Here is a 17,728-nt window from a genome sequence, read left to right on the forward strand (position 1 = left end):
AACCTCAGCGGTTTCCTCGCTGCGGGATCTTTTTTCCAAGTGGCTCCGCCACGAGGAAAAAAGCTGTCCTCGCGAGGAAACCGCTGAGAACCCGCGGGTGGTCCGGCTGCGTGCGTGGTCGCTGCTCAGCGGCTTCGCCGCTGACAGGACAACGACCAGCAAACGCCGCTCACCTGGAACGACAAGATCAAGGACAGGCAGTGAGGTTCCGCCACCTGCCCTCTGCGCCGAACGACCCGGACACCCTCAAATCATGTTCGTGCGGCGGTAGATCGCCATTGCCGGTTTGGTGAGCAACCCGGCTTCGGACAGGAAGTCCATCAGGTGCACGCAACTGTTGCGCAGCATGGACTTGCGGTGCTCGTTGCGCCGCACTGCGGCCATGGCCCGTTCCGGGTCGAGCCCCACGGACTTGTAGACGTCCTTCTGCACCATGTTCGTCACGACGACGTTCGCGACCAGCGAGATCAGCAGGGCGCTGGCGTGGCGGCGCACGGTGCCGGCGCCGCGCAGGCTCTCCTTGATCTCCTGGCGGGCGAACTTCATGTGCCGGGATTCCTCGACCACGTGGATCTTGCTGGTGGTGCGCACGATCGGCAGCACGTCGTCGCCGCGCATCCAGTCGCGCTGCATGACGTCGAGGACCTCTTCGGCGACGAGGATGCCGCCGTAGGCGGATTCGGCGCTGGCGACCGTCTTGAACAACCGGCCGAGCTGCGCGACGAACGGCGGCGGCAGGTACGCGGGCACCTCCATCTTCGCGCAGGCGCGCGCGAACATGATCGAGTGCCTGCATTCGTCGGCGATCTCGGTGAGCGCGAACCGGAATTCGGCGTTGGCGGGGTCCTTGACGTACTGGTCGCGCAGGATCATCTGCTGCAGGATCATCTCGAACCAGATGCCGATGCTCATGATCGAGCAGACTTCGTGCCTGGTGAGCGTGATCTGCTGCTCGGGGGTGAGCTCGTCCCACAGCGGGGTCCCGTAGAGGGTGCTCCACTCCGGGTTGAGGCCGTGGCGGTCGGCGGGCAGCGGCGATTCCCAGTCCACTTCCGTGGCCGGGTCGTAGGACAGCGTCGCGGCCGAGTCCAGCAACCGCTGCGACACGTCCTCGTCCGCGGCGGTCCGCTGCGCGGGTTCGGTCGGTGTGCTGGTCATGGGTGCACCTCCACTGGGCCTCGCGGGCCGCGGGACGGGCGGTTCCGCCGTGTCGCGCGACCGCTCGCACGCTCCAACGAAAAACGCCTTATGAGACTCCGTGTCATCTTAGACAGATTGTCAATAAGGTGTCGATAGCCCCCTGCGACCTCAACGGGCCGGAACGCGCAACGACGCGCCTCGTGCTCATCCGACCACCAGAACGAGCCGCGACACCCCGATGGAGGTGCGCGTGTCGCACCGGGCGGAGCACGTTCCAGCGCCCTCCGCAGGGTCGCGGCGCGTCGCGCCGACCGCCCCCGACACACAGTAAGTCAAGCGATTGCCTTACAGTCGGTCGTGTTCCTCGCGGAACCAGTCCGAGCACGCACGATGCGGGAGCCGAGCGCCGTTCGAGCCAAGGAGCGATCGATGTCCGTCCTGTCCCGTCCCGCGGTGGCGGCCCTGGCCGCCAAGGCCATGCAGCGGGCGGTCCGCTCGCGGCACCGCCCACCGCTCGACCGCTTCCCCGACTTCCCCGGCGACACCGCCGAACTCACCGTGCCGACCTCGGTCGCGCCGGCCCGAGCCGTGCTCTACCGCCCGGCGGACGCGGGACCGAACCCGCCGCTGCACGTCAACTTCCACGGCGGCGGATTCGTGCTCGGCCTGACCGAGCTCGACGACCCGCTGTGCCGGTTGATCGCGGGCACCGCCGGGGTCGCCGTGCTCAACGTGGACTACGTCCTCGCCCCGCAGCACCCGTTCCCCGCCGCGCCGCGGCAGGTCGCCGAGGTGACGCGCTGGGCGGCCGAGCACGGTGCCCGGCACGGCTGGGACGGGAGCAGGCTCTCCGTCGGCGGGCAGAGCGCGGGTGGCTCGCTCGCGGCGGCCGTCGCGCGCCAGGCGCTCGAACAGGACGGCCCGCCACTCGCGCTGCAAGTGCTGCACTACCCGGCGCTCGACCTGACGACCCCGGTGCGGGACAAGCCGTCGCCGCTGGCCCGGCCCACGCTGCGGCCGTGGATGGGCGAGATGTTCAACGCCTCCTACGCGCCGGACCGCGCCGTGCGCGCGGACCGCCTGCTCTCCCCCGCCGCGCCGACGGACACCGCGGACCTCACCGGCATCGCCCCGGCGCTGATCGTCACCGCCGAGTTCGACAACCTCGCCCGCGAAGGCGAGCGCTACGCCGAGCGCCTGAGCGGCGTCGGCGCCCTCGTCCGGCACCACGTCGTCGCCGAAGCCGACCACGGTTACGACGTCGACGACGCGGACAAGGCCCTGGAGTCCTACCGCGTGATCGCCCACCACGTCCGGCGAGCCCTGCACCCGCCGCAGGGCTCGTGATCCGCGCGACCCCGTTCGGCGACTCCCACCGGCGACACCGGACCGGGAACGCCCCGCACCGAGAGGAGAACCACCGATGCCCGCTCCGCTGACGCTGGAGTCCACTGTGGCCGAATGGCTCGACCACCCCGCAGGCGGCCCGATCCTGCGCGGCGTGCTGGAGGACAACGGCCAAAGCCCGGCGCTGCTCACCGCCGTCCGGCACTTCACCATGAGCCGGCTGGTGGAGATGAGCGGCGGACGCATCGGTGCCGACGAGCTGGAACGCCTCGCCGCCGAGGCCAACGCCGCGGCCGGGGTCTCGCCCGACGCACCCCGCCCCGCGCCCGCGCCGCGGTGGCAGGAGCGGATCACGCAGGGCCGCTTCGCCGGCAGCACCGTCATCATCACCGGCGCCGGATCGGGGATCGGCCGGGCCACCGCCTCCCGCGTCGCCCGCGAAGGCGGCCGGGTGGTGGCCGCCGACATCGCCCAGGACCGGCTCGACGCCCTGGCGAACGAGCTCGACGGCCACGAGGTCGTACCGGTGCGCGCCGACATCACCCGCGAGGACGGGGTGGCCGCGATCCTGGCCGCCGCGGACGGCCGGGCCGACGCGCTCGCGAACGTCGCCGGGATCACCGATTCCGCGGTGCCGCTGCACGAGGTCGACGACGAGCTTTGGCAGCGGGTGCTGGACGTGAACCTCACCGGCATGTTCCGGCTCACCAGGGCGGTGCTGCCGCTGATGATGGCGGCGGAGCGCGGATCCATCGTCAACATCACCTCGGAGGCCGCGCTGCGCGGCTCCACCTCGGGCACCGCTTACACCGCTTCCAAGCACGCCGTCGTCGGGCTCACCCGCAGCGCGGCGTTCATGTACGGCCCCAGCGGTATCCGGGTCAACGCGGTCGCCCCCGGCGGTGTCGCGACCGGCATCGAAGGCGGCATGTCCTCGACGATGGGCCGGGAACGCCTGGAACCGCTGCTGGCGACGCTGCCCACCATCGCCGAGCCCGAGCACATCGCCGCATCGGTCGCGTTCCTGCTCAGCGACGACTCGGTCAACATCAACGGCGCGCTGCTCCCGTCCGACGGAGGCTGGTCCGTCCAGTGACGCCCCTGGCCCCGGCCTGCGTAGAGGCCGGGTGGCGGAACCTCAGGTGCTTCCTCTCTGCGGGATCTTTTTCCCTAGTGGCTCCGCCACGAGGAAAAAAGCCGTCCTCGCGAGAAGACGACTGAGAACCCGCGGCGGTGCCGGTGTCTTAGGTGGTCGCTGCTCAGCGGCTTCGCCACTGACAGGACACGGACCGAGAACTCTGCCTAACCGGGACGACGGGGTGAAAGCCGAGTACCGTCGAATCACCTGAGTCAGTCAACTGATTTACGATCATCATCGGCAATGGAATCATGGACCAGGAGTGCGCGTGACCCAGCAACCGACCGACGGACCCACCGGCACGCCGATCTCCACCCGCAGAACCGGATTCGGCCCCGCGCCGGACGTGGCGGCGGTGCGCGGCCGGGACGGGATCATGCAGGTGCCGACGCCGTTCGGCCCCTCCGCGTGGCTGCTCACCCGGCACGCCGACGTGCGCCGGATGCTCGGCGACGCCGACGCCTTCCGCAACGGCTGGGGCCCGGAGGATCTGGGCGGGCAGCGCCGCGACCCCCGCCAGCTCTCCGGTGACCGCAGCGGCAACCTGCTCGCGCTGGACCCGCCCGACCACACGCGGCTGCGCCGGATGCTCACGCCCGAGTTCACGGTGCGGCGCATGCGCCGCCTGGAACCGCGCATCGTGGAGATCGTCGAGCAGCACCTCGACGCCCTCGAAGAGCACGGCCCGCCGGTCGACCTGGTCGCGCACTACGCGCTGCCGATCCCCTCGCTGGTCATCTGCGAACTGCTCGGAGTTCCCGCCGAGGACCAGGCCGAATTCCAGGAGCGCACCAACCGCCAACTCGACACCACCGCGCCGGAGGACGAGAAGGTCGAGCTGTCCCGGCAGTCGCTCGCCTACATGACCGGTCTCGTCGACCGCGCGCGGCAGCAGCCCGGCGACGACCTCATCGGCATGCTCATCCGCGAGCACGACGAGGCGCTGACCAACGCCGAACTCGTCGGCATCGCCAACCTGCTGCTGGTCGCCGGGCACGAGACGACCTCCAACATGCTCGGCCTCGGCACCCTCGCGCTGCTGCGCCACCCCGAGCAGCTCCGGCTCGTCCGCGACGACCCGGACGCCGTGCCGGGTGCCGTCGAGGAACTGCTGCGCTGGCTCAGCGTCGTCAACAGCGGCTCACCCCGGATGGCGACCCGCGACGTCGAGTTCGAGGGCAGCACGATCCGCCGCGGCGACCTCGTGTCATTCAACCTCCCGGCGGCGAACCGGGATCCGCGGCTGCTCGACGACCCGGACCGGCTCGACGTGACCCGGAGCGCGAGCCCGCACGTCGGCTTCGGCCACGGCATCCACCACTGCATCGGCGCCCCGTTGGCCCGGATGGAGATGCGCATCGCCTTCCCCGCGCTGCTGCGCCGCTTCCCGGACCTGCACCTCGCGATCCCGCACGAGGACGTCGACTTCGCCACCTACCAGGCGATCTACGGCGTGAAGGAACTCCCCATCGCCTGGTGACCCATCGCCTGGTGACCCATCGTCTGGTGACAGAGCACCTCACCGGGCCTTGCGGGCGTGGGCGATGAGGTCGGTGAAGGTGCTGATCAGGTCGGCTTCGCGGAGCGGATTGATGCTGACCCAGTCGCCGTTGCGGCCGATGCGGACCCGGCCCCTCGGTCCGTCCACCCAGGACAGTTCGGCGCCCGCGCGCGCGGCGGTGCCGTCGCGGCGGCGGCGCGTCGCGCCGAGCTGGCCCTGGCCGCGCACCTTCGGCAGCAGCTTGATCAGCTGGTCCAGCTGGGCCGGGTCGCCGCCGTGGTCGCGCACCAGGTCCCGCAGCCTGCGCTGCCGCTCGGCGTCGTGCTCGACGTCGGCGATCTCCCGGTTCGCTTCCACGACCGCTCGCGCGGGCAGCGCGATGGGCATCGACCGGGCGGCGTCCAGCTCGGGCACCGCCGCGAGCAGTTCCCGCAGCAGCGAGTCCTCCGCGACCCGGTGCACCGCCACCACGTCGGCCGGCTCCGCGCCGAGCGCGCGCCGCAGGATCAGCGCCGACGACCGGTAGAGCAGCGCCGCCACGCCCGTCGTGCCGCCAGGACCGGTCACCACCAGGTCCACCGCACCCCGGTGCTCGCGCAGTGCCGCGACGAGGTCCGCGGCGAGGCCGGTCGGTCCGGAGTCGTCGGCCAGTCCGCGCAGGCCCAAGGTCTGCCCGGCCGTGTTCAGCAACACCTCGCGCTCGCCGCCGATGCGGCCGAACGACGGCACCCGCAGCGGGAACGGGCACGGCACTCCGGCGTGCGTGGCGAGCAGGTCCAGCTCGACGAGGCCGAACCGCACGCCCACCGCCTCGGCCACGGTGCCGCCCGCCGTCACGACCGCTCCCCGCCCGCGGCGCGCAGGATCCGCTGGATCTCGGCGTCGCGGTCCAGGTAGCCCGTCACGGTCTCCTGCAGCGCGGCGTGGAACGTGTTCACCCCGGTGTCCGCGCCGCCCACTTCACCGGCGAGGCCGGTTTCCCCCGCGGCCGCGCGGAGTTTCATCGCCAAGTGCAGCGCGGGCGGCGCGGTGCCGAGCTGCGGCAGCCGTTGCGCCAGCGCGCCAGCCGAGTTCACCAGGCCCGTGGTGCCTTCGCCGATCGCGGTCAGCGCCGCGACCTGCGTGGTGAGCTCGTCCGGCTGGAGCTGGAAGCCCTTCGACGCGTTCTCGGAAGTCATGTCGTGTTCCCCCTTGAAGAATGGCTCGGACTGGGCGCCTGTCTTCGATCTCGGCGGGCGCAGCGGGTCGGGTAGCGGACCTCAGCGGTTTCCTCGCTGCGCCCCTGGCCGGTGTGGCGGTTTTTCCCGAGTGGCTCCGGGGAAAAAGCCGTCCTCGCGAGGAAGCCGCTGAGAAACCGCGGGTGGTCGGCCTGCTCAAGCTGGTCACTGCTCAGCGGCTTCGCCGCTGACAGGACAACGCGACAGATCCGTTACTCCCCGATGACCGGGGGCATCACGGGTTCGTCGACCTCGAAGAGCCGCTGGTCGAGCAGCGGGAGCCGGTTGCGGTGCTCGGTGCCCTCGTCGTCGCGGTCCCGGCCCGCGGCACCGCCCGGCATCATCCCGCCGCGGCCACCTCCTCTGCCCGCGCCCGCCGCCGCTGCCTGCGCGGCCGCCGCGCGCAGCGCCGCGGTACCGATCCCCGCACGCCCGCCCGGCGGCAGCGCCGCGTCCAGCGGCCCGGCGCCGACGAGCTTCCCCCACGGCACGCCGCCCCCAGACGTGCCGCCACCCGTCGGGGATCCGCCGGCGAACGCCGCCGAGCTCGTGGACGCGGGCCCGGCGATCGCCTCCCCCTGCCCGGCGGATCCCGACGCTCCCCCTGCCCCCGTGGCCCCCGTGGCGGCGATCGAGCGGCTGCTGCCGAGCAGGCTCTGCTCGTAGGTCTGCATCACGTGCACCGCCTGGGCCTTCTGCTCGGCGGACGCGACGTTCGCGAGGAACCCGCTCGCGATGCCCCCGGCCACCGCGCCCACGGCGGCCCCCATCATCGCCCCCGGAGCGGCGCCGATCCCCCCGGCTCCGGCACCGAGGACGCCGCCGATCACCGTGCCCGCCGCGGTTCCCAGCGAGGTGCCGGCGCCGGTGAGCGCCGCGGAATCGGTCGGCGGCGGCATCTCGTCGCGCGCGACCGCCAACGCGTCGCCCGCCTCCCGTACCGCCTGCCCGTTGGTACCGGCACGAGCACCGATGTCCGAGGTCCGGTCCCCCAGTTCCCCCAGTTCACCGGCGGCCCGCTGCGCGGCCTGCCCGTTCCAGTTCCGTTCCAGCGAACCGCGCTGTTCGCGCAATCCTTCGGCGTGACCGGCCAGTTCGGTGCCGTGCCGCTCCCATTCCCCTGCAACGTCGCCGACGTCGCCGACGTCGGCGCCCTGCCACAGCATGTCGTAGAGCTGTTGGTGCGTGTAGGAGTTCCAGTTCGTCCCGTCCTCCGGGATCGGCGAGCCGAAGTACCCCTCCCACACGTTGCGCAGCGCGTCCACCACGGGCTGCGCCAGCGCTCCGACCGGCCCGCCCTGCCCCAGCACGGCCGTCGCGGTGTCCGCGAGGGACTGCACCCCGTCGGACGCCGCGGCGATCAGCTCGTCATCTCCCCTGTCGGCCATGTCCCGCTTCATCCCCCTGCACCCCGGAATACGACGCGGTGAAACGGTATCTGCGACCGATGAAATCCTGATGAAACGATGATCGTCCGGCTCGCCCCACCACCCGCGCCCGAGCTCGCGCCGCCCACGACGCACGCGCTCGTCCTCCGCCGCGAACCGCCCTTCTTCCATCTTGACGTTCCGAACGAGCGGCGTTGTTGACCGTTGTCCTGTCAGCGGCGAAGCCGCTGAGCAGTGACCAGCTTGAGCAGAACGACCACCGGCGGGTTCTCAGCGGCTTCCTCGCGAGGACAGCGATTTCGCCGTGCAGGGGTGCTACATCAGAAATCGATCCCGCAGCGAGGAAGCCGCTGAGGTTCCGCTACCCGACCCGCTACGCAGGCCGCAGATGGCAGTCTCGGACAACACTCACAAGAACACGTCGCGAAGGCCGGTGATCCGTTCGGTGGGGCCGGTCTCCGCTAGGGCGAGCGTGGAGCGGAAGTGCTCTTGGGCCTCGTCGTGGTGTCCTTCTCGCAGGCAGGTGTCGGCCAAGCGCTGGTGCATCTCCAACGCCACCGAGGTCGGACCGTCCGCGGGGAACGCCTGCAGCGCGCGGCGCTGCGAGTCGAGCGCGGCCGCCCGGTCTTCCAGCTCGTACTCGGCCGTGCCCAGCCGGGACAGGCTTGCCGCGTAGAGCACGAGATCGCCGAGCTCTTCGGCGGAGTCGACGGCTCGGCGCAGCGCGGACGCCGCCTCGGCGAAGCGGCCGACGACGAGGTGCACGCTGCCGGTGTAGCAGAGCGCTCGCGCCATCATCGCGGAGCTCCCGAGCTTCTCGCCCAGGGCGTGGATGCGCTCGAAGCGTTCGAGGGCCTCTTCGTGGCGGTGGTCGACGTGCTGGAGGTAGCCGAGGTACGAGTCCGCGCGTTCGATCAGCCACTCGTCGCCCAGCTCGACGGCCGCTTCGAGCGCTTCGCTCAACGCGTCGACCGCTTCGTGCTTGGCCCCGGACAACCCGGCCACCACGCCCAAGGCGCCCAGGGCGCGGGACTCCTCCCAGCGGTCGCCGAGGTTCCTGGCGGTGTGCAGCGCATCCCGGTAGCAGTGGTGCGCCTGCTCGTGGCGTCCTTGGACGAGTTCGACGCAGCCGAGCCAGAAGCGCAGCGCCGCGATCATCCGCCGCTCGGTGGCGTCGGCGACGTGCTCCAGCGCGATCTCCACCGCGGCCCGGCACTCGTGGATCCGTCCCCGCCGCAGCAGGTAGTCGACGCCCGCCTCCGCGAGCAGGCACGCGTGGTCCACGTTGCCGGTGGCCACGGCGTGCGAGACCACGTCGGACAGATCACCTGCCGAGTTCAGCCATTCGACCGCGTCGCGCATCCCGCTGAACGGCGTCGGGCCGGTACCCGGCTCGTCTGGTCGTCCCGTGCGCTTCCAGTCGACGGCTCGGCGGGCGGCGGTCAGGTGGAGTTCGAGCAGCCTGCGGTCGGCGGCGGCGGTCTCGGCGAAGTGCTCCGCGGCGAGCCGCCGCGCGAACACGGCGACCAGGTCGTGCAGCCGGTACCGGCCGACGGCGGGTTGCTGCACCAGGTTCGCGTCCACCAGGTTCTCCAGCACTTGACCGGCGCGCGCGGGTGCGCAGTGCAGCATCGCCGCCATCGCGATGCGGTCCAGCTCGGCGGACGGCGCGCGGCTCAGCGCCCGGAACGCGCGCTGCTCGATGCCGGGAATCCGGTGGTAGGACAGGCGAAACGCCGCTTCCACGCTGCGATCCCCCGCTGTCAGCTCGCCGAGCCGGGCGTCGTCGTCGGAGAGCCGCGAGACCAGGTCGTCCCAGGTCCACATCGGCCGGTGCTGCAGTCTCGCCCCCGCGATGCGCAGCGCCAGCGGCAACCACCCGCACAGCCGGGCGAGTTCGCGCGCCGCGGCGCGGTCCCGATCCGTGGACGGGGTGCCGACGATGCCGCCGAGCAGTCCTTGCGCGGCGTCCACGTCCAGCGGCCCCAACGAGATCCGGCACCGCACGTCCAACCCGGTCAGCCGTCCGCGGCTGGTCACCAGCACTCTGCTGCCGGGACCGGCGGGCAGCAGCGGACGCACTTGTTCGGAGCTCGACGCGTCGTCGAGGACCAGCAGCAGCCGCAGCGGCATCGTCGCCGATCGCCACCGCGCCGCGAGCTCGTCGACGTCGTCCGGGATCGCGCCGTCCTCGACGTCCACCGCGCGCAGCAGTCGTCGCAGCACCCGCTGCGGCGCCAACGCGTCGCGCACCTCGCTGTGGCCGTGCAGATCCACGAACAAGCAGCCGCCGGAGCATTCGGCGCGCAGCGCCCGCGCCGCCGTCACGGCGAGCGCGGACTTCCCGGAGCCCGCGACGCCGTCCACGGCGTCGACCGCCACCGCCCCGCCTTTCGCCGATGCGGTGAGCAGCGCCAGTTCTCGATCGCGGCCGACGAGGTCGCCGACGTCGGCCGGGAGCTCGTCGCGCGCGGCCCCGCGCCGGACGGTCGCGCGGGGCGTGAGGTCTTCGCCGAGCAGCACCGCCTGCTGCACGCGCCGGGTCTCCGCGCCGGGTTCGACGCCCAGTTCCTCCACCAGCCGGTGGCGCAGTTCGGCGTACACCGCGAGCGCGTCGGCCCGCCTGCCGCCGTCGTGCAGCGCGCGCATCAGCAGCGCGGCCAGGGTCTCGTTGTCCGGGTGCGCCGCGAGCAGCGCGGACAGCTCCTCGACGACCTCGGCGTGGCGGCCGAGCCGCAGCTCCCAGTCGGCCTTCTGCTGCGCGAGCGCGATCCGCCGCTCCGTCCAGCGCCGCCGCTGGCTCACCACGAACGGACCGGGAAGCCCGGTGAGCGGTTCGCCCGCGAACAGCGCGAGCGCGTCGCCGCACAGCTGCACCGCCGCCGCCAGATCACCCGTGCGATGCGCCGCGCGGGCTTGTCCCGCGAGGTCTTCCAGCAGCACCGAATCCACCCGCACCCGGTCGCCGTGGAACCGGTAGCCACCGCGGTCGCCGCTGATGACGGCGTCGACGCCGAGGCTCTTGCGCACCCGGTAGACGTAGCCCGGCACCACTTTGAGCCCGGTGCCCGGCGGTTCCTCGCCCCACACCGCGTCGAGCAGCTGCTGCCTGCTGACCGTCACGTCCGGCCGCAGCAGCAACCCGGCCAGGAACGCCTGCTGGCGGACCGGGCCGAGGTCCAGCGGCGTCGTGCCGCGCCAGGCTCGCAGCGGGCCGAGGACGGTGAAGCTCAGTCCGCGCTCGGCGGACACCGGTGGGCCGTTCACCTGAACCGGCGGCATGCGTTGAGCGTACGCAGTGGATCAGCGCGAGGTGGTGCTTTTCGCGATGCTCTCCCGAATTCCCCCGGAGGGCGGCGCGGACCGGCGCCCGGATCTCCACGCCGACCGGCACGCCCGAGGCTCTGACCGGGAATAGCGCGACGGCGCGGCGGTGTTGGCGGGTCATGGACGAGCCGACCACCGGCGGCCCCGAACCCGCTCGCGCGCGGGAACTGCTGGCCGCGGAGCGCGCCGGGGCGCTGGAGCGGATCGAGTCCCTGCGGCGGCAGCTGACGTCCGTCCGGGAGGTCTCGACCTGGACGGGCACCGACGACGAGCACGACCCGGAAGGCGCGACCATCGCCTACGAGCGCGCCCAGCTGCACGGACTGCTCACCGACGCCACCCGCGAACTGGAGGCGCTGGACCGGGCGGCGATCCGCGTGCGGGAGGGTTCCTACGGGCGCTGCGAGGGCTGCGGCGACGACATCGCGCCCGCCCGCCTGGAGGCCCTTCCGGCCGCGAGCACGTGCATCACCTGCGCCACCCGCCGCTGAACCGAGCCCGCGCAGGACGCCCGCCGGGCACGCCCGGCTCATTCCAGGGCGTTGAGCCGGCGGGCCGTCACGGCTCGTTCGAACGGGGTGTCGCCGCGGGCGCGGTGGTCGCCGAGGTCGGCGTGCAGCTTCGCGATCAGCTCGCTGTCGTGGTGCGAGGCGAGCTCGGCGAGCTCCGGGTCCGACTCCGCCAGGACCTGCCGGAACCGCAGTTCCGCCAGCGGTCCGAGCCGGTCGTAGATCTCCAGGAACAGCCGCTGCGCGTCGGCCCGCCGCCACTCGTCGGGGAGCATCTCGGCGGGTAGGTCGGGGTCCCGCTCCGGGAAGCCCCGCCAGTCCACGCGCAGTTCGGTCCGCCGGCGCAGCGCTTCGGCGGGTTCGATCCGCCCTTCGGACAGCCTCGCCCGCAGCGGTTCGTAGCGGTGCAGGAAGTCCCGGTACTCCTGCGCCAGCGGTGCCAGGTCGAACGCGGCGGACGGGCCGCCCGCGGCCAGGCCGGGCACCTCGGTGGCGCGCAGGACGGTCGCGCGTTCGATGCCGAGTTCGCCGACGAGCTCACCCGCGGCGCCCGCCAGGTCGCGCGGGGTGACCCACAGCCCGTCGTAGAGCGCCGCGAACCCGAGCAGGCGCAGCCGGGAGCGCAGCGCGGTGCGCACGTCGCGGGCCTGCTCGGGCACCGAGAAGGCGACGATCGTCCACATCCCGTCCCACTCCGGGGCCTCGCCGCCGAAGGTCAGCATCCGGTAGGTGCGGTCGACGATGACGTCGCTGGTGCGCGGCGGGATGCCGTAGGCGGTGGTGCGGCCGACCCGCGAGGTGGTCAGCAGTCCTTTCGCGGCGAGCCTGCGCATCGTCGCCCTGGCGTTGTCCACTCCGACGCCGAATTCCGCGAGCAACCGGATCAGCGCGGCGGACGGGATGTGCTCGTCGCGCCAGTACCAGTGGTCCCCCAGCAATGAGGTCAGCAGGAGCTGCGGTTCGGTGCGCGCCCTCAGCTCGGCGACATCCGGCATCGCCCCTCCTCCCTACGGGCCGCAGCCTACGTGCCGGTGCCCGCGGGCGATCCGCTCGGCGCACGAGAACCTTGCTATTGGAGACACCTCATGCGACGCTCGTCACCTAGATCGTCGCCAATGATCGGTTCCCCGGCCGCGATCACCACGCCTGGCACAGACCCAACGCAGGGAGAACGACCGCCATGCGCCCTTCCTCCGGCTTACCCCGCTCGACGCTGGTCGTCCTCGCCGCCGCAGCCCTCGCGCTGACCGGCTGCGGATCCGGCGGCGCCGAGACCATCCAGCCCGCGCCTCCCGGTTCGAACGCCGCGCTCTACGACGCGTTGCCCGAATCGGTCCGGGAAGCAGGCGTGATCCGCTTCGCGGGCGACTCGCACCCGCCCTACCGGACGGTGGGGCCCGACGGCTCGATCACCGGCATCGACAAGGACTTCCAGGACGCGCTGAGCCGGATCCTCGGCGTGCGCACCGAAACGATCATCGTCGACAGCCTGCCCGCGGCCCTGCAAGGAATGCTGTCGGACCGCTACGACGTCTTCAACGGGCCGGTGAAGGTGACCGCCGCGCGCCAGAAGCAGTTCGACACCGTCACCTGGATGACCGCCCGCACCTCCTACGCGGTCCCCGTGAACACCGCGGAGCCGATCACCACGGCCGATGCGCTGTGCGGCAAGAGCGTCGCGGTCGTCACCGCCAGCATCGTCGAGGACCAGCTCGACCAGCTCTCCGCGCACTGCGAGCGCACCGGGCGCGCCCCCGTCGCGTCCATCGCACTCGCCGACACCAACGCCACGCTGCTCGCCGCCCGCTCCGGACGCGCCGCAGCCGCCGGGATGACCCAGGCCGCCGCCATCGACCTCGTAGCCAAGGACGACACCTACGACTACGTCGTGCAGACCGAGCAGCAAGGCGCCACCGCCGACAAGCTCGCCCTCTACACCGCCGAGTTCAGCAGGCTCGGACCCGTGCTCGACGAAGCGTTCCAGCAGCTGTTCGCCGACGGCACCTACCAGCGGATCATGCACGAGTGGGGGCTCGACGACGCCACCGTGCCCGCGCCCGAGTACAACGCCGGGAAGCCCGCATGAGCGCCCCCACCGCCGCCGCGGACCGCCACGACGTCGCCACCGCGCACGGCCGGATCCGGCCCTGGCGCTGGGTGGCGGGAGCGGTGCTGGCGCTGCTCGCCGCGCGCCTGGTCGCCTTCCTGATCACCAACGAGCGCTTCCAGTGGGACGTCGTCGCCGCGCACCTGTTCGCGCCCTCGGTGCTGGCCGGGCTCGGCACCACCGTGCTGCTGGCGGTGCTGGCGATGGCCATCGGCCTGGTGCTCGGGGCGGTGCTGGCGGCCGCGCAGCTGTCCGACTTCGGCCCGTTCCGGTGGGCCGCGACGCTCTACGTCGGGCTCTTCCGGGGCATTCCGCCGCTGGTGCAGCTGATCTTCTGGTTCAACCTGGCGTACCTGCTGCCGGAGCTGAGCATCGGCGTGCCGTTCGGACCGGAACTGCTGAGCTGGGACACCAACGAGCTCATCACCCCGCTGACCGCGGGCGTCATCGGACTGTCGCTGGTCGAGTCCGCCTACCTCGCCGAGATCATCCGCGCCGGGGTGCTGGGCGTCGACCAGGGCCAGCGCGAAGCGGCCTGCGCGATGGGCTTCACGCCCGGCCAGACGTTCTTCCGGATCGTGCTCCCGCAAGCTCTGCGGGTGATCATCCCGCCGAGCGGCAGCCAGTTCATCAGCGTCCTCAAGGGAACGGCGCTGGTCTCGGTGATCGCGATGAACGACCTGCTGCACGCCGTGCAGGTCATCTACAACCAGACCTACGAGATCGTGCCGATGCTGCTGGTCGCCTGCTTCTGGTACCTCGCCGTCGTCACGCTGCTCACCATCGGCCAGCGCCGCCTCGAACGGCGCGTCGCCCGCGGGCACCTCCGCGAAGTCCACGAAGGAGGGTCGGCATGAGCCCCGTGCTGCGGATGCGCGGCGTCACCAAGAGGTTCGGCTCGCACGCCGCGCTCGACGGGATCGACCTCGACGTGGCCGAAGGCGAAGTCGTCGTGGTCATCGGCCCGTCCGGCTCCGGGAAGTCGACGCTGGTGCGCTGCGCCCACCAGCTGGAGTCGATCGACGGCGGCGCGATGTACCTCGACGGCGAACTGCTCGGCCACGAGGAGCACCGCGGCGGGCTGCGGGCGCTGAGCCCGGCCGGTGCCGCCGCGCAGCGCCGCAAGGTGGGCATGGTCTTCCAGCAGTTCAACCTGTTCCCGCACTTCAGCGTGCTGCGCAACGTCACCGAAGCACCCCGCCGGGTGCACGGCCGCGACCGCGCCGACGCCGAACGGGACGCCACCGCGCTGCTGGAGCGGGTCGGGCTCGGCGAAAAGCTGCACGACTACCCGCGGCGGCTCTCCGGCGGCCAGCAGCAGCGGGTGGCGATCGCGCGGGCGCTGGCCACCCGGCCGCGGATCATGCTGTTCGACGAACCGACCAGCGCGCTCGACCCCGAACTCGTCGACGAGGTGCTGGGCGTGCTGCGCGGGCTCGCGGGCGACGGCCTGACGATGGTCGTGGTCACCCACGAGATGAACTTCGCCCGCGAGATCGCCGACCGCTGCGTGTTCATGGAAGCGGGCCGGATCGTCGAATCCGGGCCGCCCGCCGACATGTTCGGCGCGCCCAAGAGCCCACGGCTGCGGGCCTTCCTGTCCCGCCACCACTCCCAGGAGGTGCGTTCGTGATCACCATCGCCGCGGTCGGCGACCTCATCCTCGACGAACCCGACCCCGCCTCGTTCCTCGCGCCGTCGGCACCGCTGCTGCGCGACGCCGACGTCACCATCGGCCAGGTCGAGGTGCCGCACTCCACGAGCACCGTGCAGGTCAGCACCGACGTGCCCGCGCCACCGGCCGATCCCGCCGCGCTCGGCGCGCTCGCCGACGCCGGGTTCGACGTGGTCACGCTGGCGGGCAACCACATCTTCGACGCCGGTGAGGCCGGGGTGATCGACACCGCCGCCCACGCGCGGGCCGCCGGGCTCGTGCCGACGGGAGCGGGCGCCGACCTCGCCGAGGCCCGCGCCCCGGCCGTCGTGGAACGCGGCGGGCTGCGGATCGGCGTGCTGTCCTACAACTGCGTCGGCCCGCGCGAATCCTGGGCCACCTCGCGGAAAGCGGGCTGCGCCTACCTGCACGTGCTCACCCACTACGAGCTCGACCACGCCAGCCCCGGCGGGCCGCCACGCGTCTACACCTTCGCCGACCCCGACGGCCTGGAAGCCATGGCCGACGACATCGCGCGGCTGCGCGCCGAAGCGGACGTGGTGCTGGTCGGGTTGCACAAGGGCGTCGGGCACACCCCGGCCGCCGTGGCCATGTACGAAGGGCCGGTGGCGCGGGCCGCGATCGACGCCGGCGCGGACGCCGTGTTCGGCCACCACGCGCACATCATGCGCGGCGTCGAAGTGCATCGCGGCAAGCCCATCTTCCACGGGCTCGGCAACTTCGTCACCGTCACCCGCGCGCTCACCCCGACCGGCGGGGACAACGCCGAACGCGCCGCGTGGGCCGCGAAGCGCACCGCGCTCTACGGCTTCGCTCCCGACCCGGACATGCCGTACTACCCGTTCCACCCGGAGAGCCGGAACACCGTCGTGGCCACCTGCCGCTTCGACCGCGACGGGCTCGTCGAGGCGGGCCTGGTGCCGTGCCGGATCGACGACGCCGGGCGGCCGGTACCGCTCGCGGCCGACTCCCCCGACGGGCGCGGCGTCCTCGACTACGTCGAGCGGATCACCGCCGCGGCACGGCTCAACGGCACGTTCACCCGCCGCGACGACGACGTCGTCATCACCGCGACCCGCCGCACCGCAGAGAGGACCTCATGACCGACCAGCCGCTCGCCGGGCGCACCGTCATCGACCTGACCACCGCGCTCGCCGGCCCCTACGCGACGCTGCTGCTCGCCGGGCTCGGCGCGACCGTGATCAAGGTGGAGAACCCCGCCACCGGCGGGGACACCTCGCGCAACAACTCCCCGTACGTCGGCAAGGACGGGCTCGCGATGTCGCGCAGGCACGACGACGACATGTCGGTGTCGATGCTGGTGCGCGGGCGGGGGAAGCTCAGCGTCACGCTCAACCTCAAGGATCCGCGGGCGAAATCGGTGTTCACCGACCTCGTGCGCGACGCCGACGTGCTCGTGGAGAACTACTCGCCCGGCGTCACCGGCAGGCTGGGCATCGACTACGACTCGGTGCGGGAGATCAACCCGCGGCTGATCTACACCTCGATCAGCGGGTTCGGCGCGCAAGGCGGCCCCGGCTCCGGCAAGGCCATGGACTCGATCATCCAGGCGCTGTCCGGGGTGATGATGACCGCCGGTGAACCCGACGGCGACCCGGTGCGCTTCGGGCTGCCGATCGGGGACATGCTGGCGCCGATGTTCGCCGTGATCGGCACCGTCTCGGCGCTGCTGCAGGCCGAGACGACCGGGCAGGGCCAGCACGTGGACGTGTCGATGCTCGGCGCGCTGACCTCGCTGGTCGCCTGCGAGCCGTTCGACGCCTTCGAAGCCGTGGGGATGCCGCAGCGCACCGGGTCGATGGTGCCGCGGCTCGCGCCGTTCGGGATCCTGCCGGTCGCCGACGGGCACATCGCGTTGTGCGCGCCGACCGACGCGTTCGCCCACGGGGTGCTGCGCGCGATGGGCCGCGCGGACCTCGTGGCCGAAGCGGACTTCCGCACCCGCGACCAACGGGTGCGGCGGGCCGACGAGCTGCACGACCTCATCCGCGACTGGTGCCGGGACCTGCCGAAGGCGGAGGTGATCGAGCGCCTCTCCGCCGAGGGCGTGCCCGCCGCCGAGGTCCGCGATCCGAAGGACGCCGTGCGCGACCCGCTGGTGCGGCGACGCCGCGAGGTCGTGCCGATCACCCACCCCCGCCACGACACCGGTGCGGACCTGTCGGCGACCGGGCTGCCGATCACCTTCTCCGGCGCCTCGGTCGGACTCGACTCACCCGCTCCCGCTCTCGGCGAGCACAACGACCACGTCTACCGCGACCTCCTCGGCTACACCGACGAAGAACTCACCGCCCTCACGGCGGATTCCGTCATCTGACCCTTGTTCACACCTGCTTCGGCTTCCCGCGATTTCGCGAG

15 protein-coding genes are annotated in these 17,728 nt (G+C 72.2%); 9 read left to right on the plus strand and 6 right to left on the minus strand.

Annotated elements, in window-relative coordinates:
- Positions 1-246 precede the first annotated feature (246 nt).
- Positions 247-1,158 (minus strand): AurF N-oxygenase family protein, encoded by a 912-nt coding sequence (locus ACWD38_RS24030; protein WP_184478777.1) that lies wholly within the window; start codon positions 1,156-1,158, stop codon positions 247-249.
- A gap of 411 nt (positions 1,159-1,569) precedes the next feature.
- Between ACWD38_RS24030 and ACWD38_RS24035 the strand changes: the two genes are divergently transcribed.
- The 3 genes from ACWD38_RS24035 to ACWD38_RS24045 all read left to right on the plus strand — a co-directional run bounded on the left by ACWD38_RS24035 (position 1,570) and on the right by ACWD38_RS24045 (position 5,105).
- The gene (locus ACWD38_RS24035) at positions 1,570-2,487 is read left to right on the plus strand and encodes an alpha/beta hydrolase (protein WP_450124942.1); all 918 of its coding nucleotides are present in this window, start codon (positions 1,570-1,572) and stop codon (positions 2,485-2,487) included.
- Between the two features lie 76 nt (positions 2,488-2,563).
- Complete coding sequence (locus ACWD38_RS24040) at positions 2,564-3,583, plus strand: SDR family NAD(P)-dependent oxidoreductase (RefSeq protein ID WP_184478775.1); 1,020 nt, start codon at positions 2,564-2,566, stop codon at positions 3,581-3,583.
- Positions 3,584-3,893: 310 nt separating this feature from the next.
- Positions 3,894-5,105 carry a cytochrome P450 gene (locus ACWD38_RS24045; RefSeq protein ID WP_450124943.1) on the plus strand — a complete coding sequence of 404 codons (1,212 nt, stop codon included), beginning with the start codon at positions 3,894-3,896 and terminating at the stop codon, positions 5,103-5,105.
- A gap of 39 nt (positions 5,106-5,144) precedes the next feature.
- Here the strand turns inward: ACWD38_RS24045 and ACWD38_RS24050 are convergent, their stop codons facing one another.
- The 4 genes from ACWD38_RS24050 to ACWD38_RS24065 form a co-directional block, all read right to left on the minus strand.
- On the minus strand, positions 5,145-5,963 hold the full coding sequence (locus ACWD38_RS24050; RefSeq protein WP_184478774.1) for an ESX secretion-associated protein EspG: 819 nt from the start codon (positions 5,961-5,963) through the stop codon (positions 5,145-5,147).
- Complete coding sequence (locus ACWD38_RS24055) at positions 5,960-6,304, minus strand: hypothetical protein (RefSeq protein ID WP_184478773.1); 345 nt, start codon at positions 6,302-6,304, stop codon at positions 5,960-5,962. The genes ACWD38_RS24050 and ACWD38_RS24055 overlap by 4 nt, the downstream gene beginning before the upstream one ends.
- Positions 6,305-6,555: 251 nt before the next feature.
- Positions 6,556-7,743: a WXG100-like domain-containing protein gene (locus tag ACWD38_RS24060; protein ID WP_450124944.1), complete on the minus strand. Its 1,188-nt coding sequence runs from the start codon at positions 7,741-7,743 to the stop codon at positions 6,556-6,558.
- 396 nt (positions 7,744-8,139) lie between these two features.
- On the minus strand, positions 8,140-11,013 hold the full coding sequence (locus ACWD38_RS24065; RefSeq protein ID WP_450124945.1) for a BTAD domain-containing putative transcriptional regulator: 2,874 nt from the start codon (positions 11,011-11,013) through the stop codon (positions 8,140-8,142).
- Positions 11,014-11,177: 164 nt separating this feature from the next.
- On the opposite strand from ACWD38_RS24065, the gene ACWD38_RS24070 reads away from it, so the two are divergent.
- Positions 11,178-11,549, plus strand: a complete 372-nt coding sequence (locus ACWD38_RS24070) for a TraR/DksA family transcriptional regulator (protein ID WP_184478770.1) — start codon at positions 11,178-11,180, stop codon at positions 11,547-11,549.
- A 38-nt stretch (positions 11,550-11,587) separates the two neighbouring features.
- Here ACWD38_RS24070 and ACWD38_RS24075 read toward each other — a convergent pair whose 3' ends face one another.
- The gene (locus ACWD38_RS24075; RefSeq protein WP_184478769.1) at positions 11,588-12,562 is read right to left on the minus strand and encodes a PaaX family transcriptional regulator; all 975 of its coding nucleotides are present in this window, start codon (positions 12,560-12,562) and stop codon (positions 11,588-11,590) included.
- A gap of 185 nt (positions 12,563-12,747) precedes the next feature.
- Between ACWD38_RS24075 and ACWD38_RS24080 the strand changes: the two genes are divergently transcribed.
- From ACWD38_RS24080 to ACWD38_RS24100, 5 genes are read left to right on the plus strand one after another with little or no spacing between them, the layout of a single operon-like run.
- Positions 12,748-13,653, plus strand: coding sequence for a transporter substrate-binding domain-containing protein (locus tag ACWD38_RS24080; RefSeq protein ID WP_184478768.1), 906 nt, complete (start codon positions 12,748-12,750; stop codon positions 13,651-13,653).
- The gene (locus ACWD38_RS24085) at positions 13,650-14,531 is read left to right on the plus strand and encodes an amino acid ABC transporter permease (RefSeq protein WP_450124946.1); all 882 of its coding nucleotides are present in this window, start codon (positions 13,650-13,652) and stop codon (positions 14,529-14,531) included. Before ACWD38_RS24080 ends, ACWD38_RS24085 begins: the two co-directional genes overlap by 4 nt.
- Positions 14,528-15,307, plus strand: a complete 780-nt coding sequence (locus tag ACWD38_RS24090) for an amino acid ABC transporter ATP-binding protein (protein WP_221315772.1) — start codon at positions 14,528-14,530, stop codon at positions 15,305-15,307. The genes ACWD38_RS24085 and ACWD38_RS24090 overlap by 4 nt, the downstream gene beginning before the upstream one ends.
- On the plus strand, positions 15,304-16,452 hold the full coding sequence (locus ACWD38_RS24095; RefSeq protein WP_450124947.1) for a CapA family protein: 1,149 nt from the start codon (positions 15,304-15,306) through the stop codon (positions 16,450-16,452). The genes ACWD38_RS24090 and ACWD38_RS24095 overlap by 4 nt, the downstream gene beginning before the upstream one ends.
- Entirely contained in the window at positions 16,449-17,687 is a 1,239-nt protein-coding gene (locus tag ACWD38_RS24100; protein WP_184478765.1) for a CaiB/BaiF CoA transferase family protein, read from the plus strand. The genes ACWD38_RS24095 and ACWD38_RS24100 overlap by 4 nt, the downstream gene beginning before the upstream one ends.
- Positions 17,688-17,728: the final 41 nt, after the last annotated feature.

It is taken from the genome of Saccharopolyspora sp. NPDC002578 (genome assembly GCF_053592695.1).

Coding starts and splice junctions, on each gene's coding strand:
- ACWD38_RS24030 (WP_184478777.1), bottom strand. CDS start 1,158: ATGACCAGCACACCGACCGAACCCGCGCAGCGGACCGCCGCGGACGAG.
- ACWD38_RS24035 (WP_450124942.1), top strand. CDS start 1,570: ATGTCCGTCCTGTCCCGTCCCGCGGTGGCGGCCCTGGCCGCCAAGGCC.
- ACWD38_RS24040 (WP_184478775.1), top strand. CDS start 2,564: ATGCCCGCTCCGCTGACGCTGGAGTCCACTGTGGCCGAATGGCTCGAC.
- ACWD38_RS24055 (WP_184478773.1), bottom strand. CDS start 6,304: ATGACTTCCGAGAACGCGTCGAAGGGCTTCCAGCTCCAGCCGGACGAG.
- ACWD38_RS24060 (WP_450124944.1), bottom strand. CDS start 7,743: ATGAAGCGGGACATGGCCGACAGGGGAGATGACGAGCTGATCGCCGCG.
- ACWD38_RS24065 (WP_450124945.1), bottom strand. CDS start 11,013: ATGCCGCCGGTTCAGGTGAACGGCCCACCGGTGTCCGCCGAGCGCGGA.
- ACWD38_RS24070 (WP_184478770.1), top strand. CDS start 11,178: ATGGACGAGCCGACCACCGGCGGCCCCGAACCCGCTCGCGCGCGGGAA.
- ACWD38_RS24075 (WP_184478769.1), bottom strand. CDS start 12,562: ATGCCGGATGTCGCCGAGCTGAGGGCGCGCACCGAACCGCAGCTCCTG.
- ACWD38_RS24080 (WP_184478768.1), top strand. CDS start 12,748: ATGCGCCCTTCCTCCGGCTTACCCCGCTCGACGCTGGTCGTCCTCGCC.
- ACWD38_RS24085 (WP_450124946.1), top strand. CDS start 13,650: ATGAGCGCCCCCACCGCCGCCGCGGACCGCCACGACGTCGCCACCGCG.
- ACWD38_RS24090 (WP_221315772.1), top strand. CDS start 14,528: ATGAGCCCCGTGCTGCGGATGCGCGGCGTCACCAAGAGGTTCGGCTCG.
- ACWD38_RS24100 (WP_184478765.1), top strand. CDS start 16,449: ATGACCGACCAGCCGCTCGCCGGGCGCACCGTCATCGACCTGACCACC.